The 20,019-nt window shown below is 67.3% G+C and carries 21 protein-coding genes and 1 pseudogene; 9 read left to right on the top strand and 13 right to left on the bottom strand.

The features are described from left to right. Together E2L08_RS10475 and uraH are read left to right on the top strand one after the other, a co-directional pair. A pseudogene (locus E2L08_RS10475) lies at positions 1-107 on the top strand (IS5/IS1182 family transposase); the annotation flags it as partial. A gap of 299 nt (positions 108-406) precedes the next feature. Then, positions 407-796, top strand: a complete 390-nt coding sequence (gene uraH / locus E2L08_RS10470) for a hydroxyisourate hydrolase (RefSeq protein WP_133397023.1) — start codon at positions 407-409, stop codon at positions 794-796. Positions 797-834: 38 nt separating this feature from the next. Here the strand turns inward: uraH and E2L08_RS10465 are convergent, their stop codons facing one another. The 8 genes from E2L08_RS10465 to E2L08_RS10430 all read right to left on the bottom strand — a co-directional run bounded on the left by E2L08_RS10465 (position 835) and on the right by E2L08_RS10430 (position 9,420). Then, positions 835-1,827, bottom strand: coding sequence for an alcohol dehydrogenase catalytic domain-containing protein (locus E2L08_RS10465; RefSeq protein ID WP_133397022.1), 993 nt, complete (start codon positions 1,825-1,827; stop codon positions 835-837). A gap of 5 nt (positions 1,828-1,832) precedes the next feature. Continuing rightward, positions 1,833-3,266, bottom strand: a complete 1,434-nt coding sequence (locus E2L08_RS10460; RefSeq protein ID WP_240758198.1) for a mannitol dehydrogenase family protein — start codon at positions 3,264-3,266, stop codon at positions 1,833-1,835. A gap of 29 nt (positions 3,267-3,295) precedes the next feature. Beyond that, positions 3,296-4,069, bottom strand: coding sequence for an L-iditol 2-dehydrogenase (locus E2L08_RS10455; RefSeq protein WP_133397021.1), 774 nt, complete (start codon positions 4,067-4,069; stop codon positions 3,296-3,298). Beyond that, positions 4,066-5,070 carry an ABC transporter ATP-binding protein gene (locus E2L08_RS10450; protein ID WP_133397020.1) on the bottom strand — a complete coding sequence of 335 codons (1,005 nt, stop codon included), beginning with the start codon at positions 5,068-5,070 and terminating at the stop codon, positions 4,066-4,068. The genes E2L08_RS10455 and E2L08_RS10450 overlap by 4 nt, the downstream gene beginning before the upstream one ends. A gap of 13 nt (positions 5,071-5,083) precedes the next feature. Further along, positions 5,084-5,914, bottom strand: coding sequence for a carbohydrate ABC transporter permease (locus E2L08_RS10445; protein WP_133397019.1), 831 nt, complete (start codon positions 5,912-5,914; stop codon positions 5,084-5,086). 12 nt (positions 5,915-5,926) lie between these two features. Then, positions 5,927-6,793, bottom strand: a complete 867-nt coding sequence (locus E2L08_RS10440) for a carbohydrate ABC transporter permease (RefSeq protein WP_133397018.1) — start codon at positions 6,791-6,793, stop codon at positions 5,927-5,929. Between the two features lie 140 nt (positions 6,794-6,933). Further along, positions 6,934-8,250, bottom strand: a complete 1,317-nt coding sequence (locus tag E2L08_RS10435) for an ABC transporter substrate-binding protein (RefSeq protein WP_133397017.1) — start codon at positions 8,248-8,250, stop codon at positions 6,934-6,936. 111 nt (positions 8,251-8,361) lie between these two features. Next, positions 8,362-9,420, bottom strand: a complete 1,059-nt coding sequence (locus E2L08_RS10430) for a LacI family DNA-binding transcriptional regulator (RefSeq protein ID WP_240758195.1) — start codon at positions 9,418-9,420, stop codon at positions 8,362-8,364. Between the two features lie 126 nt (positions 9,421-9,546). On the opposite strand from E2L08_RS10430, the gene E2L08_RS10425 reads away from it, so the two are divergent. Beyond that, entirely contained in the window at positions 9,547-10,497 is a 951-nt protein-coding gene (locus E2L08_RS10425; protein ID WP_133397016.1) for a tagatose kinase, read from the top strand. Beyond that, entirely contained in the window at positions 10,494-11,756 is a 1,263-nt protein-coding gene (locus tag E2L08_RS10420) for a class II D-tagatose-bisphosphate aldolase, non-catalytic subunit (protein ID WP_133397015.1), read from the top strand. Before E2L08_RS10425 ends, E2L08_RS10420 begins: the two co-directional genes overlap by 4 nt. Here E2L08_RS10420 and E2L08_RS10415 read toward each other — a convergent pair. Next, positions 11,753-12,442, bottom strand: coding sequence for an NnrU family protein (locus tag E2L08_RS10415; RefSeq protein WP_133397014.1), 690 nt, complete (start codon positions 12,440-12,442; stop codon positions 11,753-11,755). The genes E2L08_RS10420 and E2L08_RS10415 overlap by 4 nt on opposite strands. Before the next feature lie 124 nt (positions 12,443-12,566). Between E2L08_RS10415 and E2L08_RS10410 the strand changes: the two genes are divergently transcribed. Both E2L08_RS10410 and E2L08_RS10405 read left to right on the top strand, forming a co-directional pair. After that, positions 12,567-13,751 (top strand): NnrS family protein, encoded by a 1,185-nt coding sequence (locus E2L08_RS10410; protein WP_133397013.1) that lies wholly within the window; start codon positions 12,567-12,569, stop codon positions 13,749-13,751. 42 nt (positions 13,752-13,793) lie between these two features. Then, positions 13,794-14,009, top strand: coding sequence for a DUF1858 domain-containing protein (locus tag E2L08_RS10405; RefSeq protein WP_133397012.1), 216 nt, complete (start codon positions 13,794-13,796; stop codon positions 14,007-14,009). Here the strand turns inward: E2L08_RS10405 and E2L08_RS10400 are convergent. After that, the gene (locus tag E2L08_RS10400; protein ID WP_133397011.1) at positions 14,006-14,713 is read right to left on the bottom strand and encodes a Crp/Fnr family transcriptional regulator; all 708 of its coding nucleotides are present in this window, start codon (positions 14,711-14,713) and stop codon (positions 14,006-14,008) included. The genes E2L08_RS10405 and E2L08_RS10400 overlap by 4 nt on opposite strands. A gap of 126 nt (positions 14,714-14,839) precedes the next feature. Here E2L08_RS10400 and E2L08_RS10395 point away from each other — a divergent pair, with 126 nt between their 5' ends. The 3 genes from E2L08_RS10395 (at position 14,840) to E2L08_RS10385 (ending at position 17,359) form a co-directional block, all read left to right on the top strand. Continuing rightward, on the top strand, positions 14,840-15,274 hold the full coding sequence (locus E2L08_RS10395) for a pseudoazurin (protein ID WP_133397010.1): 435 nt from the start codon (positions 14,840-14,842) through the stop codon (positions 15,272-15,274). A 66-nt stretch (positions 15,275-15,340) separates the two neighbouring features. Then, entirely contained in the window at positions 15,341-16,561 is a 1,221-nt protein-coding gene (nirK, locus tag E2L08_RS10390; RefSeq protein WP_133397009.1) for a copper-containing nitrite reductase, read from the top strand. 15 nt (positions 16,562-16,576) lie between these two features. Further along, positions 16,577-17,359, top strand: a complete 783-nt coding sequence (locus tag E2L08_RS10385; protein WP_133397008.1) for an SUMF1/EgtB/PvdO family nonheme iron enzyme — start codon at positions 16,577-16,579, stop codon at positions 17,357-17,359. Between the two features lie 18 nt (positions 17,360-17,377). Here the strand turns inward: E2L08_RS10385 and E2L08_RS10380 are convergent, their stop codons facing one another. From E2L08_RS10380 to E2L08_RS10370, 3 genes are read right to left on the bottom strand one after another with little or no spacing between them, the layout of a single operon-like run. Further along, positions 17,378-17,782 (bottom strand): DUF6691 family protein, encoded by a 405-nt coding sequence (locus tag E2L08_RS10380; RefSeq protein ID WP_133397031.1) that lies wholly within the window; start codon positions 17,780-17,782, stop codon positions 17,378-17,380. Further along, positions 17,782-18,222 (bottom strand): YeeE/YedE family protein, encoded by a 441-nt coding sequence (locus E2L08_RS10375; protein WP_133397007.1) that lies wholly within the window; start codon positions 18,220-18,222, stop codon positions 17,782-17,784. Before E2L08_RS10375 ends, E2L08_RS10380 begins: the two co-directional genes overlap by 1 nt. Before the next feature lies 1 nt (position 18,223). Then, on the bottom strand, positions 18,224-19,972 hold the full coding sequence (locus E2L08_RS10370) for a SulP family inorganic anion transporter (protein ID WP_133397006.1): 1,749 nt from the start codon (positions 19,970-19,972) through the stop codon (positions 18,224-18,226). Positions 19,973-20,019: the final 47 nt, after the last annotated feature.

Here is a 20,019-nt window from a genome sequence, read left to right as displayed (position 1 = left end):
TCGGTAGGTTGAAAGACTGGCGTCGCATCGCCACCCGCTACGACAGATGCCCGAAGGTCTTCCTCTCCGCCATCGCCCTCGCCGCAACCGTCATGTTCTGGTTATGAATCCTGACCCTAGGGTCAATCCAGTTTTTGATATCCGTTATCCGATCCCGTCGGCCTCGCGGTGATAATTCCAGCCGCCGGCTCGGGATCGCGCACATGCCCATCAACGGGCCACCGTGGCTTCCGCCGCTTGCGTGACCGTTCTGTATGAACAGAGCGATAGCGTACACGGCGGTGCTTCGTATGCTGGTCCAGAACGGTCTAGGCGAAACCGGCGCGGATGCCATCGCAAACCGTATGCCGGTCGACGCCGCGCGGTTGGTTGCTAGTGTTTTGCGTCCACACCAAGGGAACGTACCATGCTGAGAACATTGTTTACCGCTTCGGCCGCGACGATCCTCCTGTCGGGAGCCGCCATGGCCGAGGATATTTCGACCCATGTGCTGAACATCGCGACGGGGCAGGGTGGCGGCGGCGTGCCGGTCACGCTCGAACGGCACGACGGCGACGGCTGGGAGCAGGTCGGCTCCGGCACCACGCAGGAAAACGGCCGGATCGAGGGCTTCGGCATCACGGCCGAAAAGGCGACCTATCGCCTGACTTTCGACACCAGCGCCTATGACGCTCTTGGCGACGATCCGTTTTTCCCGGAAATCGTGGTGACTTTTGCCATCGAGGATACCGAACGGCACCATCATGTGCCGGTGCTCGTCAGTCCCTATGGCTACTCGACCTACCTGGGCAACTGAGCGCCCATCGCGGCGGCCCGGCAATCCGGGCCGTCAGGTCAGGCGGCGGCTTGTACCTTGAGGCTGCCGGGCGGTGCGCCGCTGGCAAAGACCGCCGCGATCTCGTCCAGGGGCAAGCGGTGCGAGACGAGGCGCGACAGGTCGAGGTCGAGCGCCGACAGCGCCGCAAGCGCCTGAGGTATGTTGTGGTTGAGCGAATGCGAGCCCGCCAGAGTGATCTGGCGTCGAAACAGCTCGAAGGGCGTGATCTCGATCCGGACGTCGGAGGGGCACACCCCGAAGAACAGCGCGCTGCCGCCATTGGCGACATAGCCCACCAGATCGCCCGCCACGCGCGGAACCCCGGTTGCATCCGCGACGAGGTCCATGCCCTGCCGCCGTGCCTCGAGATCGGGGCTGCCGGCAGCGAGGGGCGCAAAGCCGAGGCTTTCGGCGAAATCGAGCCGGGCCTCGTCGATATCGACAAGGGCCACGTCGTCGACCCCCGAGGCCCTGAGTCCCATGCCCAGCAACAGCCCGATGGGCCCCGCGCCGAAGATCAGCGCGTTGCGGGCCCGCTCGGCCCGCGCGGCGCCCAGCCCGTTCAGCACGCATCCCATCGGTTCGGCAAGCGCCGCCACGTCGAAGGGCATGTCGCCGATGGGATGGACCGCCACCGCGCGAACGGCGCTTTTCGCCGCGAACCCGCCGTTTCGGGTGACGCCATAGGCGCCTAGCGCCTCGCATAGATGCGCCCAGCCGCGGCAGCAGGCCCGGCATGTGCCGCATTCGATATTCGGATCGACCACGACACGGTCGCCCGGCGCGACATTTTCGACACCGGGGCCGATCTCGGAGACGACGCCGGCATATTCATGGCCCGGCACCACGGGAAAGGCCGAAGCCCCATAATTGCCGCGCAGGATCTCGAAATCGGTATGGCAGATGCCGCTTGCGCGCATCTCGACGACGACCTCGCCCGTAGCGGGGCGCGGATCGTCGATCTCGGCCAGCGTCGGCGCGTCGCGCGCGGTGAAGAGGATCGCCTGCATGACGCTCAGCTTTCCAGGTAGGCGCGGATCGCGGCCTCGGCCCCGTTCGCACGGATCGCGCGGTGCCAGCGGGCAAACGCTTCTGCGAACCGCGTATCGGCGCCCAGGTCGCCATAGATCGCGCGTTGCCCCAACCATGCCGCGGGGTCGTCCTGCGCCGCGATCGCCACGGCATTGAGCGTCGTCCAATGCGGGTCGTTCGGCTCGATCACGCTGCCGTCCTCGCGGGTGCCCTCGCACATGCGCGCCCACAGGGCTTCGACCAATGCCAGCCCGTCGATCGGGTTGGCCGCGGCCAGCGCGTCGCGGATCACCGGCAGCAGAAAGCCGGGATGCCGCGACGAGCCGTCGAACGCCACGCGCCGCACGGTGTCGCGGATCTGCGGGTTGGCGAACCGCGTCTCGATCAGGTCGACATAGGCCTCGGGGGTCATGCCGGGCACGGGGGACACATGGGGCACGATCTCGTCCATCTCGACGCGGCGGAACAGCGCACGGATCGTCGGGTGCGCCATGCAATCGGCGATGGTGGCAAGCGACAGCAGTTCGCCCGCATTCGAGATGACCTGATGGCCCGCGTTGAGGCAGCGCAGTTTCATCGCCTCGTAATCGTGCACATCGTCGGTCAGGGTAGCGCCGGCATCCTCCCATGGCGGGCGACCGGCGCAAAACCGGTCCTCGATCACCCATTGGCGGAAATTCTCGTGCGTGACCGGGGCCTTGTCGTCGATCCCGAACTCGCGCACCAGCGTCAGCTCGGCCGCGCCGGTGGCGGGCACGATGCAGTCGACCATGGCGTTGGGAAAGGTGGCGTGGCTCTCGATCCACCCCGCGAGGTCGGGATCGTCCAGCCGCGCAAGGCCGATGACGGTCTCGCGCAGGATATCCCCGTTGCCCTGCAGGTTGTCGCAGGATTGGCAGGTGAACGAACCCGCGCCGCTTGCGCGCCGGGCCTTCAGCGCCGCGACGATGGCGCCGAAGGCGGTGCGCGGCGCCTCGGGGTTGGCCGCGTCGTGGCGGATGTCGGGATGCTCCGCGTCGAACCCGCCATCGGCATTGCGGTAGTAACCGCCCTCGGTGACGGTCAGCGACACGATGCGGATGGCCGGGTCGGCCATCTGCGCGATGAGGGCGCCGTTGCCGTCCTCGACCGGGACGAAGCCGATCATCGACCCGGTGATCTCGGCCGACTTTCCGGCGGGGTCGAGCTCGATCAGCGTGGTCAGCCCGTCCTGCGCCAGAAGCGTTTCCCGCATCCGGGCATCGGCGGGGCGGACGCCCGCGCCGATGATGGCCCAGTCATGGGCCTTTCCGTCTTGCATCAGGCGGTGGAGATACCACGCCTGATGCGCCCGGTGGAAATTGCCCAACCCGATATGCACGATGCCGGGGGTCAGCGTGGCGCGGTCGTAGGACGGCACCGAAATGCCGTCGGGCATGTCGCCCAGGGTATCGCGCCGCAGTGTCGTCAGCTCATCCACTGGCCGCCATCCACGTTGTAGCATTGCGAGACGATGTAATCCGAATCCGACGAGGCCAGCAGGATCGCCATCCCGGTCATGTCCTCGGGCACCGCGAAACGGCCCGCGGGAACGCCTGCCTCGACCTCGGCCTTTTTCTGGCCGGGCTCCTTGCCCTCGAGCTTGGCGAACATGGAATCGACATGCACCCAATGGTCGCCATCGACAACGCCGGGCGCGATGGCGTTCACGTTGATGCCATGCTTGATGAGGGCGAGCCCCGCCGATTGCGTGATCGAGATGACGGCTGCCTTGGTCGAGCAATAGACCAGCGCGAGGCTTTCGCCGCGGCGGCCCGCCTGGCTCGACATGTTAATGATCTTGCCGCCATGGCCCTGCGCGATCATCTGTTTCGCGGCGGCCTGCAGGGTAAAGAGCGTGCCCGCGACGTTGATGGCATAAAGGCGGTCATAGCTTTCGCGCGTGATGTCGACGACCTCGGACGCGTCGAAGACGGCGGCGTTGTTCACGAGGATGTCGAGCTTTCCGGCACGTTCCACTACCGCGGCGATGGCCGCGTCGATGCTGGCCTGGTCGGCCACGTCGATCTGGATGGCATAGGCGCCGTCGCCAAGTTCGGCGGCGGTGGCCTCGGCCGCCTCGAGGTTGATGTCGGCGATGGCCACGGTGGCGCCTTCGGCGAGATAGGCCTTGGCAAAGCCGCGGCCGATCCCGCGGGCGGCGCCGGTGATGAGCGCCGATTTTCCGTCGAGTCGTTTCATGAGATGCGGAGTCCCTTGTCGTCAAAGCGGTGAATCTTGTCGGCCTGGGGGGCCAGGTGGATCGGGTCGCCATGCCTCAGCCCGACCTCGCCCGAGGCGCGCACGGTCATGGGCTCGGCCATGCCGGGGATGTGGACGTGAAAGAACGTGTCCGACCCCAGATGCTCGGCCACGCCGATCTTGCCGGTGAATGTGCCGCCCGAGTCCACCACGTCGAGATGTTCGGGGCGGATGCCGATGGTCTTGCAGCCATGTGCGCGGGCGTGTTCTCCCTCGAGCAGGTTCATCTTCGGCGACCCGATGAAGCCCGCGACAAACACGTTGCGCGGTTCGCGGTAGAGGTCGAGCGGCGTGCCGACCTGTTCGATATTGCCCGCGCGCAGCACCACGATCTTGTCGGCCATGGTCATTGCCTCGACCTGGTCGTGGGTAACGTAGATCATCGTCGTGGCAAGCGTCGTGTGCAGTTCGGAAATCTCCATCCGCATCCCGACCCTGAGCGCGGCGTCAAGATTCGACAGCGGCTCGTCGAAGAGGAACGCGGCGGGTTCGCGCACGATGGCGCGGCCGATGGCGACGCGCTGGCGTTGCCCGCCCGAAAGCTGGCCGGGGCGACGGTCGAGGTAATCGGTCAGGTTCAGCGCCTCGGCCGCCTTGGCGATGCGGCGGTCCTGCTCGGCCTGGTCCATCCCCGCCATCTTGAGCGGAAAGGCGATGTTCTTGCGCACCGACATATGCGGGTAGAGCGCATAGCTCTGGAACACCATGGCGAGCCCGCGCTTGGCCGGCGGCAGGTCGGTCGCGGGGCGGCCGTCGATGCGGATCTCGCCGCCCGACACGTCCTCGAGCCCGGCGATCAGGCGCAGCAGGGTGGACTTGCCGCAGCCCGACGGGCCGACGAAGACGACGAACTCCCCGTCCTCGATGGTGAGGTTGAGCGGCGGAATGACCTCGACCTCGCCAAAGCGTTTCTGGACGTTTTCCAGCGTGATGCGTCCCATGGGTCGTTTCCCCTTACTTGACGGCGCCGAAGGTCAGGCCCCGGACGAGTTGTTTCTGGCTGAACCAGCCCATGACGAGGATCGGGGCGATGGCCATCATCGAGGCCGCGCTGAGCTTGGCGTAGAACAGCCCCTCGGGGGCCGAGAAACTGGCGATGAACTTTGTCAGCGGGGCCGCGTCCACGGTGGTCAGCAGGATGGTCCAGAACGCCTCGTTCCAGGCCAGGATGATGTTGAGCAGGATGGTCGAGGCGATGCCCGGAATGGCCATCGGCGTGAGCACGTAGATGATCTCGTTGCGGAGGCTGGCCCCGTCCATCCGCGCCGCTTCGAGGATCTCGCCCGGAATCTCGCGGAAATAGGTGTAGAGCATCCAGACGATGATCGGCAGGTTGATGAGCATCAGGACCACGATCAGCAGGATGCGGCTGTCCATGACGCCGAGCCACTTGGCCAGCAGCACCAGCGGATAGAGCACGCCCACCGCCGGCAGCATCTTGGTCGAGAGCATCCACAGCAGGACGTCCTTGGTCCGCCGTCCCGGCACGAAGGCCATCGCCCATGCGGCCGGCACCGCGATGGCGATCCCCAGGATGGTCGAGCCGACCGCGATGATGATCGAGTTCGTCAGGGCCAGCGGATAGTTCGACCGCTCCTGCACGGCGCGATAGTTCTCGAGCGTCCAGTCGAAAGCGAACCAGACCGGCGGATCGGCGATGGCCGTGGCCTCGGTCTTGAACGAGGTGAGAAAGGTCCACAGGATCGGAAAGAAGATCAGCAGCCCGATGCCCCAGGACAGGGCGGTCCACATCACCTTTTTGCGGGTCGTGATAGCGCGGGCCATGAACCGGTCCCCCTAGTTGTCGAGGTTCTTGCCGACGATGCGCATCAAGAAGATGGCAACGATATTGGCAAGGATGACGGCGATGATCCCGCCCGCGGAACCAAGGCCGATATTCTGGCTCTCGAGGACGCGCTGATAGACGAGGTAGGTCAGCGTGCGGGTTCCGAAGGCGCCGTTCGTCGTCACGAAGATCTCGGCAAAGACCGACAGCAGGAAAATCGTCTGGATCAGGATGACGACGGTGATCGCGCGGCTCAGATGGGGCAGGATGATGTACCAGAACCGCGCCCAGCCCGGCGCGCCGTCCATCTCGGCCGCCTCGAGCTGCTCGCTCGACAGCGATTGCACCGCCGTCAGCAGGATGAGCGTCGCGAAGGGCAGCCATTGCCATGCCACGATGACCACGATCGAAAACACCGGCGCCTGGCTTAGGAAATCGTAGGGCTGCAACCCCAGTGCCTTGTAGAGATAGCTGAAAAGCCCGTTATCGACATTGAAGAACATGTTCTTCCACACCAGCGCCGAGACCGTGGGCATGACGAAGAACGGCGCGATCACGAGGATCCGCACGACCCCTTGCCCGAAGATCGGCTGATCGAGCAGCAGCGCCAGCGCGATGCCGCCGGCGATGGTGATGCAGAGGATCCCGCCCACCATCTGCAATGTCGTGATCACGGAATTGGTGAAGGATGATGAGGTGACGAAGGACACGTAATTGTCGAACCCGATCCACGGCTCGAACGTGGCGCGCATCGGGCGGTAATCCGCGAACGAGAAATACAGCGTCATGCACAGCGGGATGAGCATCCACACCAGCAGCACGAATACGGCGGGCGCGATCATCAGGCGCGCGGCGGACCGGGAATGCTGGGTGGCCATGGGCAGGGCTCCTCGGGCGGGGCTTTCTGGAGGCGGCGCTTGCGGAGCTGTCCCGCGGGACGGCTGCGAAAGGGCCGGTTTCGGGTCGGGGGCGGAAAGGGTGGAACGGGGCGCCTGTGCGCGCCCCGTTCCGGTCGGTGTCAGTAGCCCGCGGCTTCCATTTCCTCGTTCGTCAGCTCCTGCGCAGCGGCAAGAGCGTCCTCGGCCGATTGCTGACCGGCGAGCGCGGCGGCGAATTGCTGGCCGACCTGCGTGCCGATGCCCTGGAACTCGGGGATCGCGACGAACTGGACGCCGGTATAGGGGACCGGATCGACCGTCGGGTTGTTCGGATCGGCCGTGTTCATCGACGCCATGGTCATGTCGGCAAAGGGCGCCGCGCCGGTATAGTTCTCGTTCTCGTAAAGCGAGGAACGCGTGCCCGGCGGAACGGCGACCCAGCCCTTTTCATTGGCGACGAGCTCGCCGTAATCGGGGCCGGTGGCCCAGGTCAGGAAGGTCTTGGCGGCCTCGACATTCTCGGACGAGGTCGGGATGGCCAGCGACCACGCCCAGAGCCAGTTGCCGCGCTTGCCGAGACCCGTATCGGGCGCCTGCGCGAAACCGACATGCTCGGCCACGGTGGAATCGTCGTTCACGACGAACTGGCCGGCCGAGGTGGCGTCGATCCAGATGCCGCACTTGCCCTGCTGGAACAGCGTCAGGTTCTCGTTGAAGCCGTTATTCGCGGCACCGGCGGGGCCCGATTCCTCCATCATGTCGAGATAGAAGTTCAGCGTGTTCGACCACGCCTCGGAGTCGAACTGCGCGTTCCAGTCCTCGTCGAACCAGCGCGCCCCGAAGGAGTTCGACATGGCCGTGAGCAGCGCCATGTTCTCGCCCCAGCCGGCCTTGCCGCGCAGGCAGATGCCGTTCACGTCGTTCTCGCGATCGGTCATCTTGGCGGCGGCGTCGCGGATGAACTCCCAGGTGGGGGCGTCGGGCATCTCGAGCCCGGCCTCTTCCATGAGGTCCTTGCGATACATGGTGAACGAGCTTTCGCCGTAGAACGGCACCGCGTAGAGCGTGTCGTCGACCGACAAGCCGTCGCGGATCGCGGGGATGATGTCGTCGACCTCGTACTCGGCCGGAAGGTCGTCGAGCGGGACAAGCCATCCGTTCGCGCCCCAGATCGGAACCTCGTAGGTGCCGATGGTGAGGATGTCGTACTGCCCGCCGCCGGTCGAGATATCGGTGGTGACGTTCTGGCGCAGGACGTTTTCCTCGAGCGTGACCCATTCGACATTGATGTCGGGGTGCTTCTCGTTGAAGTCGTCCATCAACCCCTGCATCGTAATCATGTCGCCGTTGTTGACGGTCGCGATGGTCAGGGTCGTGGCGTCGCTCTGGGCCATCGCTGCGGTCGCGGCGACAGAAACGATCGCCGTAGCCGCGAAAAATGCGCGTTCCAGTTTCATCAAGGTCTCCTCCCGATGTGAATCTTGTGTGGGCGAGGTAAGCAACTCGCTCGCTTCAAGTCAATCAGAAAGTTGACCCATGTAAAATTAGAAATGCCGCACCGCAGCGTTTCACGCCGAGGCGCGCAGCACCAGCTTGCCGTCGAACAGGACTTCGCGCCGCCGGGCCGGCGGCGCGCCGCCCGCGATAAGTTCGAACAGCATCTCGACGCTGCGCTCGGCGATGGCGGTGTAATCCTGCGAAACCGTGGTGAGCGGCGGGCAGGTAAAGCGCGACCACGGGTGGTCGTCATGGCCTGCGATCCGCAGCGCGCAGCCGGGCCCGTGGCCCACGCGCAGACCCTTTTGATAGGCGGCCGCCAAGAGCCCGATGGCAAGCCGGTCATTGCTGCACAGGATGCTGTCGGATGGCAGGGACCGCTCCGAGATCAGGCGCATTCCCTCTTCCAGCCCGATCCGCTCGAACTCCCATCCGCTGCCCTCGACCTGGATCACCTGGGGCTGGTGGCCCAGCCGCTCCATCGCCTGCCTGTAGGCGTCGCGCCGCTTGTTCGCATTGGGGTTCACGGGGGGCATCTCGAAGAAGCACGGCGGCTCTCCGGTGCGGCACAGATAGTCGACCATCAGGCCGATGCTCTGGAAATTGTCGGACCCCACAAAGGCCGCACCGACATTCACGTTGCTGTCGAACACGACCGTCGGCACCTCTTCGGCGAATTGCTGCACGCTCTCGAAATCCGAGCTGCGCCCGAGCGGCGCGATCAGCGCACCGATGGGGCGCAGTGATTGCAACGTCGCCAGCGCATCGTTCTCGAGGCTGCGTTCGCCATGGGCGCTGAACACGATGGGCCAGAATCCCGCCTCGATGCAGAGCCGTTCGATCTTGCGCACGATCTCGGCAAAGAAGGGATCGGCGAGATAGGGCACCACGATTCCGATGGTCTTGGTCGCCTTGCGGTTCTGGTTCATCGCAAAGATGTTCGGGCGGTAGTCGTACTGTTCCAGCGCCGACTCGATCTTGCTGCGGGTCGTCTTGCGGACGCTGTCGGGGTCGTGGAAATATTTGGACACCGTTGGCCGCGAGATCCCGCTGACCTCGGCGAACTCTTCCATCGTCCTGACCTTGCGCGCGGTTTCCGGCGCGTCGCGGTCGTGCTGGGCGTCGCTCATCCAGGCTCCTTTCGATCCTCTGGCGCCGATGCAAGTTTGCGCGTGTAAAATTCAGATATTGACATTAGGCATTCCGACTGTCAGCGGTCAACAGGGGATCGCTCCTTGCCGCTATCGGGACCGCAGATGAAAAAGATCGCCGTCATCGGGGAAATCCTGGTCGAGATCATGGCCGATACGGTCGGCGCCGGCTTTACCGGGCTGCAGCCCCTGACCGGGCCGTTTCCCTCGGGGGCGCCGGCGATATTCGTCGACCAGGCCGCGCGGCTGGGCCAGCCCGCGGGCATCGTGTCCGCGGTGGGCGACGACGATTTCGGGCGCGTCAACCTCGACCGGCTCGCGCGCGACGGCGTCGATATCTCGGCGGTGCATGTCGATCCCGACCGCCCAACCGGCAGCGCCTTTGTCCGCTATCGCGCGGATGGCTCGCGGGATTTCGTCTTCAACATCCGCCACAGCGCCTGCGGGCAGATCGCCATGACCGCCGGGGCCGAGGCGTTGCTGGCGGGGGCGGACCACCTGCATGTCATGGGCTCGTCGCTGTCCAGCCGCGGCCTGGTCGAGATGAACCTTGCCGCTGCCGAGGCCGTCAAGGCGCGCGGCGGCACGCTGTCCTTCGACCCCAATTTGCGCAAGGAAATGCTGCGCGCGCCCGGCATGGCCGAGGCGATGGCCCGGTTCCTGTCGCTGACCGACCTGTTCCTGCCCAGCGGCGCCGAACTGACCCTGCTGACCGAGGCGCAGGAGACCGACGCCGCCATTCAGGAACTGCTGGCGCGGGGCATCGCGGCCGTCGTCCACAAGAACGGGGCGGCGGGTGCCTGCTACCACGATGCCGCGCGCCGCGTGCCGGTCGCGGGCTTCGCCGTGGACGAGGTCGACCCGACCGGCGCCGGAGATTGCTTCGGCGCCGCCTTCACGACGCTTTGGCTGCGCGGCGCCCCGCCCGACGAGGCGATGACCGTCGCCGCGGCCGCCGGGGCGCTGGCCGTCACTGCGCGCGGCCCGATGGAGGGGGCGTGCGACATGGGCACGATACGCCGTTTCATCGCCGATGCCGAAAGGGATGCCCGATGACCCATCCGCTGCAATCCATCCCCGAGGCGTTCCACGCGGGGCGGCCTGCCGGCATCACCTCGGTGTGCTCGGCCCACCCGATCGTGATCGAGGCGGCGCTGTCGCTGGGCCGCGAGACCGGAAAGACCGTCCTGATCGAGGCGACCTGCAACCAGGTCAACCAGGATGGCGGCTATACGGGGATGACCCCGGCCGGTTTCCGGGATTTCGTCGAGGGGATCGCCGCGCGGGTCGGGTTCGACACCGGCCGCCTCGTTCTGGGGGGCGACCACCTCGGGCCGAACCCGTGGAAACACCTGCCCGCCGACGCGGCAATGGCCAAGGCCGAGGCGATGATCGCGGCCTTTGCGCAGGCTGGGTTCACCAAGCTCCATCTCGACACGTCGATGGGATGCCGGGCTGAGGCTCCGGCGCTCGACGATGCGCAGACGGCCGAGCGCGCCGCGCGGCTGGCCCGCGTCGCCGAGGATAACAGGGGCGCGGTCGCGCCCGTCTATATCATCGGCACCGAGGTTCCGGTGCCCGGCGGCGCGATCCATGCGTTGCAGGACGGTGTCGTGCCGACCGCGCCCGAGGCCGTGCGCCGGACATATGACGTGCACGAACGCGCCTTTGCCGCGCTGGGCCTCGACGATGCCTGGTCACGGGTGATCGGGCTTGTCGTGCAGCCCGGCGTCGAGTTCGGCGATACCGAGGTCGTTCATTTCGACCCGGCAGGTGCTGCGGGTCTGACCGAAACGCTGGCCGACCGGCCGGGCCTCGTCTTCGAGGCGCATTCCACCGATTACCAGACCGCCGAGAGCCTGCGCACCCTGGTTCTGGCCGGGTTCCCGATCCTCAAGGTCGGCCCGTGGCTGACCTTCGCCCTGCGCGAAGCGCTTTACGGGCTGGATGCGGCGGTGGATATCCTCGACGGGCACACGCCGCGTGGCCGGCTGATGACGGCGATGGAAGACGCGATGATCGCCGCGCCCGAGAACTGGTCGGGGTATTACGCGGGCGACGCGGATGCGCTGTGGATCAAGCGTCATTTCAGCCTGTCGGACCGGATCCGCTATTACTGGCCCGACCCCAGGGCGCGCGCCGCGGTCGAAGAGCTGTTCGACCGTCTCGCGGGGCGAACGGTCCCGGCCACGGTCGCGGCCCAGTTCATTCCGGGCCATGACGTGCGGCGCGGCGATACGACGGGCCATGCGCTGCTCGTGGGGGCGGTGCAGGACGTCTTGCGGATCTACGACCGCGCCACCGACCCGGCCTAGACCGGCAGGGGCGATACGCCGAAGACCAGCGGGTGCAGCAGCAGCGCCGCCAGCCAGAGCACCAGCCCGATGCCCGCGCGGATCGCGAGGCCGCGATTGGCCCGCCGCCAATCCGCATCGCCCAGGGGCGCCAGCGACAGGATCGCGGTCGCGTCGAAGAACGCGCGCGCCCCGGCCGGCGACAGCGCGGCACGGGCGCGGGCGTCGAACAGGGGGACGAACCCGACCGACATCGCCAGGAACGCCCCGAAGAGGATCGCGTGGGCAAGATCGCCATTCGCGACCAGATGCGCGCCCGACCACAGCGCCAGCGCCAGAAGCAGGGGGTGACGCGTCACCGCGGCGATGCCGGGGCGGGCGGGGTCGAAGACGGCCGCGCGTTTGCCGCCCAGCGTGAAGGGCTGCGCGCAGCCCAGCCCCGCCGCGGTCAGCACGAACGCCACCGGCATCGCGGCAAAGGGCACCCAGCGTGTCCATGGCTCGGCCGGCCAGAGCGTCACGAAGGGCGCGCGCCCCGCCGCGACCACGACCCAGCCCAGAAGCAGCAGCGACACGAGCCCATAGACCGCGTGATAGCCCCGCGCCCCCAACCGCGCGACCCCGGCGGTCTTGAGCCCGGTGCGGGCGGGCAGGTAATGCGAAGCGGTGAACGCGACCAGCGCGAGGATGAATCCGGTCCAGCCCATGACGGCCTCCTTCTCGGTAACGGTTGCGTTGTAATCCGGCCCGCGGGCGATTTGTTTGACCGAACGCAAATACGGGCGCGGCCGTTCGGCGCAGATTGGGCGGATCACACCGCGAGGTTTCGCCATGCGCCCCTATACCGGCCCCGCCATTCTCGGCTACGGGTTCCGCCCGTTCTTCCTTTCCGCCTGCATCTTCGCGACGCTGGCGATCCCGCTATGGCTCGCGATCTGGCGCGGGGCTGCCTCGCTCGACGGGACGTTCTCGCCGACGGACTGGCACATTCACGAGATGCTGTTCGGATATGCCGGGGCGGTGATCGCGGGGTTCCTGTTCACCGCGGTGCCGAACTGGACCGGGCGTATGCCGCGACGCGGCCTGTCGCTCGCGCTTCTCGCGGCGCTGTGGCCGACCGGGCGGCTCGCCGTTGCGGGAGTGTTGGGGTTGTCCCCGTTCTTCGTGGCCGCGATCGACGTCGCGTTCCTCGTGGCCATCGCCGGCATCACGGCGGTCGAGATCGTGGCCGGGCGCAACTGGCGCAACCTCAAGGTCGTCGTTCCTGTCAGCCTGCTTGCGTTGGCCAATGCCGGCTATCACGCCGAAGCGGCGATGCAGGGCGAGGCCGATATCGCGCGCCGGCTGGGTATGGGGCTCGTCGTGTTCCTCATCCTGCTGATCGGCGGACGCGTCATTCCCAGCTTTACCCGCAACTGGCTGGCCGCGCGCAATGCCGCCCGGCTGCCCGCGCCCTTTGCACGGTTCGACGGGATCGCGCTGGCCCTGACCGGCCCCGCGCTGATCTGGTGGACGGTCGCGCCCTATGGCCCGGTGACGGCCGTCCTGCTGACCATCGCCGCCGTTGCGCAGGCGGCGCGGCTGTCGCGCTGGTGCGGGCTGGCGACGCTGCGCAACCCGCTGCTGCTGATGCTGCATGCAGCCTTTGCCTTCGTGCCGCTGGGTTTCGTCGCGCTGGCCGCGGCCGCGCTCGGCTGGGCCTTTGCGGCGACGGGGCTGCACCTTCTAGGGATCGGCGCCATTGGCGGCATGACCGCCGCCGTGATGATGCGTGCGACGCAGGGCCATACCGGCCGCCCGCTCCAGGCCGACCGCCTGCTCGTCGCGGCGTTCTGCCTGATCGGTGCGGCCGCCCTCGTGCGGGCGGGGAGCACGGTTCTGACCTTTGACGCCATCACCGCCGCGGCCGTTCTCTGGACGCTGGGCTTCGGCGCGCTGACCTATCGGCTTGCGCCGTGGCTGATCGGCGCCTCGGTGTCCAAGCGAACGGCCAATCCCGCGCCCGCGCGCGGATAAACGCAACCGCCGGCCCACCCCGGCAAAAAAGGAGATTTCGCCATGCCAAATCCCCGGATCGACGACCTCGACCTGCCGCTCGACCGGTTGATGTCGGCGTGGCCCGCGACCGTGGCGGTGTTCGTCCGCCACCGGATGCTCTGCCCCGGATGCCCCATCGCGCCGTTTCACACGGTGGTCGATGCCTGCGCCGAATACGGGCTCGATGTCGACAGCTTCGTGTCCGAACTGATGGCCGAGGCGCGGGTCGCCTCCTAGCCGCGCCGCTGGCCCAGCACCACGAGCCGGTGCGGGTCCGTGACGGTGACGTGCTTGCGCCGGCTTGACACGATCCCGTCCTTTTCCCATGCGCTGAGCAATCGGCTGACCGTGTGCAGCGTCGTGCCGGTCATCTCGCTCAGATCCTGCCGGGTCAGGGGAAACCCGATCTCGATCCCGCCCTCGACCTTGCGCCCGGTCTGGTTGACCAGCCGGGCCAGCGCGTTGGCGACGCGCTGTTCCACGGCGAGGGTCGCCATCTCGACGATCCGGTCGTTGATCTCGCCCAGCCGCTTGCCGACCGTCGCATAGGTTTCGGTCGTGAACCCGTCCAGCGCGGCAAAGCGCGGCCAGAGCCGTGCGGGCCAGCTCAGCATCAGCGCCTCGGAGGCTGCCTGCGCGGTGGCCGGGTAGTGGTCCTTGCCCAGCGCCGGCGCGATGCCGAACAACTGCCCCGCCGGGATATGAAGAGCGGTGACATGCTCGCCCGTGGCCGTCACGCGGATCACCCGGATCGTGCCGTCGAGCAGCAGGAAAAACCGGTCGGCCGGGGCGCCCTCGTGAAAGACGGTGGCGCCTTCCTCGACGCGGCGGCTCACGGCCTGGTCGAGAATGGCGCGAATCTCGCTCCGCTCCAGCCGCGAAAAGGGCGGCAGCGGCGTGAGAAGGCTCTCGTCGAGCCGGTTGAGGGGCGGGCGTGTCATGGCGTGCGGTCTTTCATACCCGATAATCGGCGAAAAGATGCCCGAGATTTGAGCCAGCGCAAAGATGCTGCGGCCGCAAACGTCTAGATCGGGTGCAAGAGATTACACAAGGAAGGAAACAGACAGATGTTCCGCAAAGCTACCGCAGCCGCCACCGCCCTGATCGTTCTCGCGGCCGGTGCCGTCAGCGCCGAGACCTTCGAGGTCCAGATGCTGAATAAGGGCTCGGACGGCGAGCGCATGGTGTTCGAGCCGGCCTTTATCCAGGCCCAGCCCGGCGACACGATCAAGTTCATCCCGACCGACAAGAGCCACAACGCCGAGTCGCTGCTCGAGATGATGCCCGAAGGCGCCGAGGCGTTCAAAGGCCGCATCAACGAAGAGATCGAAGTGACGCTCGACGTCGAAGGTCTCTATGGCATCCAGTGCAAGCCGCACTTTGCCATGGGCATGGTGATGACCGTCGCCGTCGGCGACGTGCAGTCCGCCGACGATTTCATCCAGGGCCGCGTTCCGCCGAAGGCGAAAGAACGGTTCGAAGCGCAGCTCGAAAACCTCTGATATTCCCAACGCGGCGGTCGGGCCACAAAGGCCTGCCGTCGCCCGCAAGATCCGAAGGAGGATCTCATGACCAAGTTCAAGAACCCCGGATTCATGCCGACCAGCCGCCGCAACGTCCTGCGCGGCAGCGTTCTCGCCGGTGCCGCCGCCCTGTCGGGCGGTGCGGCCCTGGCCGGCGGCCATCGTGCCCCGGTTCGCCCGCTGAGCGCCGACGCGGCCTCGGCCAAGCTCTACCGCGCCGCGGCCGAGCAGACCGCCGACAGCACGGCCAAGCCCGTCGACCTGTCCGGCTATACCCGCGTCAAGCAGGAACTGGTCGCTCCTCCCTTCGCTCCCGAGCATGAGCAGGTCGCGACCGGCGGACCCAAGATCGTCGAGATCGAGATGGAGACGACCGAAAAGCTGATGGTCGTCGACGAGGATACCGGCGCGAGCATCTGGGCGCTGACCTATAACGGCTCGGTCCCCGGCCCGCTCATCATCGTCCACGAAGGCGACATGGTCGAGCTGACCATGCGCAACCCCGCCGACAGCATGATGGAGCACAATATCGACTTCCACGCCTCGACGGGCGCGCTGGGCGGCGGTGGCCTGACCCACGTCTTCCCCGGCGAAGAGGTCGTGCTGCGCTGGAAGGCCACCAAGGCCGGATGCTTCACCTATCACTGCGCGCCGGGCGGGGCGATGATCCCCTATCACGTCACCCATGGCATGAACGGCGCCATCATGGTCCTGCCGCGCGACGGCTTGAAGGACGCGGACGGCAACCCGCTCAAGTACGACAAGATCGCCTATCTGGGCGAGCAGGACTACTACCTGCCGCGCGACGAGAACGGCGACTTCAAGTTCTACGAGACCGCCGGCGACGACTATGCCGACAGCCTCGAGGCGATGGCCACGCTGACGCCGACGCACCAGGTCTTCAACGGCGCCGTTGGTGCGCTGACCGGGCCGGGCGCGCTCAAGTTCAACGTCGGCGAGACGGTGCTGATGGTGCACAACTCGTGCAACGTGGACAGCCGGCCGCACCTGATCGGCGGGCATGGCGACTATGTCTGGGAGACCTCGTTCGACGTCGCCCCGCTCACCTCGATGGAGACGTGGTTCGTGCGCGGCGGGTCCGCTGCGGCGGCGATGTACACCTTCGAACAGCCGGGTGTGTACGCCTACGTCAACCACAACCTCATCATCGCGGCCCTGAAGGGCGCGACCGCCCACTTCGTCGTCGAAGGCGAATGGAACAACGAACTGATGGAGCAGGTCGTCGAACCGCGCTCCTTCACCTGACCGGGGGTTGAACCGATGAACCGTGCCGCCGTCATAGCCGTTTCCCTCGCCGGGGTTGTGGGTCTGGCGGCGGCGCTTGGCGGGGCCGCGTGGATCTCACGCGGCCCCGACCTGCCGTCCATGCCCGGCCCCGACGCCGTGGCCGTGGACGTCGCCCCCCTCGATTTCGATGCGAAAGGCGGCATCCGCCGCGACGCCGCCCCGCAGCCCGCACGCACCATCTGGGTCGCGCGCGACGAGGTGACGGTCGCCGAATGGAATGCCTGCCACGCAGCGGGCGCCTGCGATTTCGAAATTCCGGTCCGCGGCGATACCGATCCGGCGACATTGCCCGCAACCGGCCTGTCGCAGCCCGACGCGATGGCCTATGCCGCCTGGATCGCCGAGCAGACGGGCGATCCGTGGCGCCTGCCCCGGCTGGAGGAATGGCACGCGCTGGCCGCGCCCGTCCTGCCCGAGGAAGAAGACCCGATTTTCACCGACCCGAGCCTGACCTGGGCCTCGTCCTACCTGCTGACCGAGGGCAAGACCCGCGCGCTGCGCCCCGCGGGCAGCTTTTCCCGCTCGCCCGATGGGGTGCGCGACCTCGACGGATCGGTCTGGGAATGGACGTCGAGCTGCTTTGGCGGCGGCTCGGGGGCCGATCCCGACCGTTGCCCGGCCTTCTATGTCGCGGGCGAACACGTCGCCGCCGTCTCGTGGCTCGAACGCGACCCGGCCCGCGGCGGATGCGCGGTCGGAAGCCCGCCCGCCCATCTCGGCATGAGGCTCGTGAGCGACCGCGCCCCCTCGTCGTGACAAGGGGGCGGGACCCCGCTATTTCAGCGCCCGGCCCAGCACGATCCCGATCACCATCGCCGGCACGAAGATCAGCGTGCCCGGCGCCGCGATGGGCAAAGCCACCCATGCCGGACCGGGACAGAACCCGCTTGTCCCCCACCCGATGCCGAAGATCGCCGCGCCACCCAGGAGCCTGCCGTCGATCTGCGTGGCCGAAGGCAGGTCGAAAGCCGGCATGAGCCTCGGGCGATCCTGACGCCAGGCAAGCCGGAACCCGACAAAGGCCGTGACCGCTGCTCCGCCCATGACGAAGGCGAGGCTGGGATCCCACGTCCCGAAGATATCGAGAAAATTCATCACCTTGAGCGGGTTGGCCATGCCGCCCAGGATCAGCCCGAGGCCAAAGATCAGCCCGGCGAGAAAACCGAAGACCGGGCGCATCATGCCACCCCCCCGAACACATGGCGCAGGACGAAAACGGCCAGCGCGGCAAACAGCATGAAGGTCACGACCGCGGCCAGCGACCGGGCCGACAGCCGCGCCAGCCCGCAGACCCCGTGCCCCGACGTGCAGCCCGACCCCAGCGCCGTGCCCGCCCCGACCAGCAACCCCGCGACCGCCATGCCGGTCAGGTCGGTGCTGACCGTCTGTTGCGGAAATCCGCCCGTGACGGCGAGCCATAGCAGCGGCGCGGCCAGCAGCCCCGCGACAAAGGCGATCCGCCAGCCCCGGTCGCCCGATGCGACCGCCCCGGCGGTGATGCCGGTGATCCCGGCGATACGGCCGAACAGCGCCATGACCATGACGGCGGACAGGCCGATGAGGATACCTCCGCCCAGCGAGGCCCAGGGCGTGAACTCGGTCGGAATGGCAGGAAGCATGTCAGGTGGTCCTTTCGGATTGGGGGGCGGGGCCGGGCGATGCGGATGCCGCATCCTCGGCCGCCGCGTGTTGCGACAGGTAGACGTTGCCGGTCAGCTCGCCCAAAAGATGCGCGCGCTCGAGCCGGTCCATGACCGGGCCTTTCACCTCGGACAGGTGCAGCTTGACGCCCATTTCGCGCAGGCGGTCGTTGATCGCCTCGAGCGACTCGAGCGCGCTCAGGTCGACCTCGTTCACGGCCGAGAATTGCAGGATGACATGGCGCACGGCCGGGTCGCGCGTCACGCGGTCGAGGATATGGTCCTCGAGAAATCGCGCATTGGCGAAATAGAGGCTTTCGTCGATGCGCAGCGTCACCACGGCGGGGGTCGTTTCGACCTCGTGGCGGTGAATGTTGCGGAAATGCTCGGTGCCCGGAATGCGCCCGACCTCGGCGATATGCGGGCGCGAGGTCTTGAACAGGTACAGCAGCACCGAGATCGCGACCCCCGCCGACACCCCGATCTCGACCCCGAGCAGGAGCGTCACCGCGATGGTCGCGGCCACGGCAGCGAAATCGGCGCGCGAATAGGCCCAGGCGCGGCGCAGGACGCCGAGATCGACGAGCCCCAGCACCGCGACGATGATCGTCGCGGCCAGCGTCGCGTTGGGCAGGTAGCGGATCGCTGGCGTCAGCATCAGCGCGGCGACGGTCAGCCCGACCGCCGTGAAGGCCCCGGCCGCCGGCGTTCGCGCGCCCGCGTCGAAATTGACGACCGAGCGCGAGAACCCCCCCGTCACCGGGAACCCCCCGGTAAAGGCCGCGCCGAGATTGGCGGCCCCGAGCCCGATCAGCTCCTGGTCGGGGCGGACGCGTTCGCGCCGTCGCGCGGCGAGAGTCTGCGCCACCGAGATGGATTCGACGAAGCCGATGACCGAGATCAGCAGCGCCGGGACGAATAGCTGGCCGATCAGCGGCGGGGACAGGTCGGGCAGGGTCAGCGGCGGCAGGCTTTGCGGCACTTGGCCCACGATGGCCACGCCGCGCGCATCGAGACCGAGCCCCCAGACGGCGAGCGTGGTCGCAACCACCGCCACGACCGGCCCGGCCTTGGTGGCGATATCCGCCGTGCGGGGGCCGAGACCGAGACGGCGTAGCGCGGGCTTGAGCCCCCGGCGGACCCAGAACAGGAAACCCAGCGCCGCCGCGCCGAGAGCCAGCGTGGCGATGTTGGTGCGTTCCAGGTTCTCGACAAGCCGCGTCCCGATCTCGATCAGGGTATCGCCGCCGCCCTCGATCCCGAGGATGTGCCTGAGCTGCCCGACAGCGATCAGGATGCCAGACGCGGTGATGAAGCCGCTTATGACCGGGTGCGACAGGAAATTCGCGAGGAATCCCAGCCTGAGCAGACCCATCGCCAGCAGGATCGCTCCCGACAGCGCCGCCAGCGTCAGCGCCGCGGCGGCATAGCCGGCCGTGCCTTGCGCCGCGACCTCGCCCAGCGCCGCGGCGGTCATCAACGACACGACCGCCACCGGCCCGACGGCCAGCGCGCGGCTGGTGCCGAACACGGCATAGAGGATGATCGGCGCGATCGACGCATAAAGCCCCGCCTCGGGCGGCATCCCGGCCAGCAGCGCATAGGCGAGCGATTGGGGGATCAGCATGATCGTGACGATCACGGCGGCGATCAGGTCGTCCGTGAACGCCGCCCGGTCATAGCTGCGCCCCCAGGTCAGGATCGGAAAGAAACGTGTTACGCGGTGCATGAACCAAGGGGTCTTAGGAAAAGGATGCGGCGGGGCGGTCGGGCGAC

Origin of the sequence: Palleronia sediminis, assembly GCF_004358695.1 — a bacterium.
GTDB lineage: Bacteria > Pseudomonadota > Alphaproteobacteria > Rhodobacterales > Rhodobacteraceae > Palleronia > Palleronia sediminis.
The sequence above is the reverse complement of the archived record's forward strand: the minus strand, read 5'-3'. Positions and strand labels throughout refer to the sequence as shown.

Bases quoted from the DNA above. Each gene is read 5' to 3' on its own strand.
- E2L08_RS10415 (WP_133397014.1), bottom strand. From the start codon at position 12,442: ATGGGCTGGACCGGATTCATCCTCGCGCTGGTCGCGTTCACCGCTTCG.
- E2L08_RS10440 (WP_133397018.1), bottom strand. From the start codon at position 6,793: ATGGCCACCCAGCATTCCCGGTCCGCCGCGCGCCTGATGATCGCGCCC.
- E2L08_RS10370 (WP_133397006.1), bottom strand. From the start codon at position 19,972: ATGCACCGCGTAACACGTTTCTTTCCGATCCTGACCTGGGGGCGCAGC.
- E2L08_RS10450 (WP_133397020.1), bottom strand. From the start codon at position 5,070: ATGGGACGCATCACGCTGGAAAACGTCCAGAAACGCTTTGGCGAGGTC.
- E2L08_RS10385 (WP_133397008.1), top strand. From the start codon at position 16,577: ATGAACCGTGCCGCCGTCATAGCCGTTTCCCTCGCCGGGGTTGTGGGT.
- E2L08_RS10460 (WP_240758198.1), bottom strand. From the start codon at position 3,266: ATGCCCGACGGCATTTCGGTGCCGTCCTACGACCGCGCCACGCTGACC.
- uraH (WP_133397023.1), top strand. From the start codon at position 407: ATGCTGAGAACATTGTTTACCGCTTCGGCCGCGACGATCCTCCTGTCG.
- E2L08_RS10375 (WP_133397007.1), bottom strand. From the start codon at position 18,222: ATGCTTCCTGCCATTCCGACCGAGTTCACGCCCTGGGCCTCGCTGGGC.
- E2L08_RS10400 (WP_133397011.1), bottom strand. From the start codon at position 14,713: ATGACACGCCCGCCCCTCAACCGGCTCGACGAGAGCCTTCTCACGCCG.
- nirK (WP_133397009.1), top strand. From the start codon at position 15,341: ATGACCAAGTTCAAGAACCCCGGATTCATGCCGACCAGCCGCCGCAAC.
- E2L08_RS10455 (WP_133397021.1), bottom strand. From the start codon at position 4,069: ATGAAACGACTCGACGGAAAATCGGCGCTCATCACCGGCGCCGCCCGC.
- E2L08_RS10430 (WP_240758195.1), bottom strand. From the start codon at position 9,420: ATGAGCGACGCCCAGCACGACCGCGACGCGCCGGAAACCGCGCGCAAG.
- E2L08_RS10435 (WP_133397017.1), bottom strand. From the start codon at position 8,250: ATGAAACTGGAACGCGCATTTTTCGCGGCTACGGCGATCGTTTCTGTC.
- E2L08_RS10465 (WP_133397022.1), bottom strand. From the start codon at position 1,827: ATGCAGGCGATCCTCTTCACCGCGCGCGACGCGCCGACGCTGGCCGAG.
- E2L08_RS10380 (WP_133397031.1), bottom strand. From the start codon at position 17,782: ATGCGCCCGGTCTTCGGTTTTCTCGCCGGGCTGATCTTTGGCCTCGGG.
- E2L08_RS10445 (WP_133397019.1), bottom strand. From the start codon at position 5,914: ATGGCCCGCGCTATCACGACCCGCAAAAAGGTGATGTGGACCGCCCTG.
- E2L08_RS10405 (WP_133397012.1), top strand. From the start codon at position 13,794: ATGCCAAATCCCCGGATCGACGACCTCGACCTGCCGCTCGACCGGTTG.
- E2L08_RS10395 (WP_133397010.1), top strand. From the start codon at position 14,840: ATGTTCCGCAAAGCTACCGCAGCCGCCACCGCCCTGATCGTTCTCGCG.
- E2L08_RS10425 (WP_133397016.1), top strand. From the start codon at position 9,547: ATGAAAAAGATCGCCGTCATCGGGGAAATCCTGGTCGAGATCATGGCC.
- E2L08_RS10420 (WP_133397015.1), top strand. From the start codon at position 10,494: ATGACCCATCCGCTGCAATCCATCCCCGAGGCGTTCCACGCGGGGCGG.
- E2L08_RS10410 (WP_133397013.1), top strand. From the start codon at position 12,567: ATGCGCCCCTATACCGGCCCCGCCATTCTCGGCTACGGGTTCCGCCCG.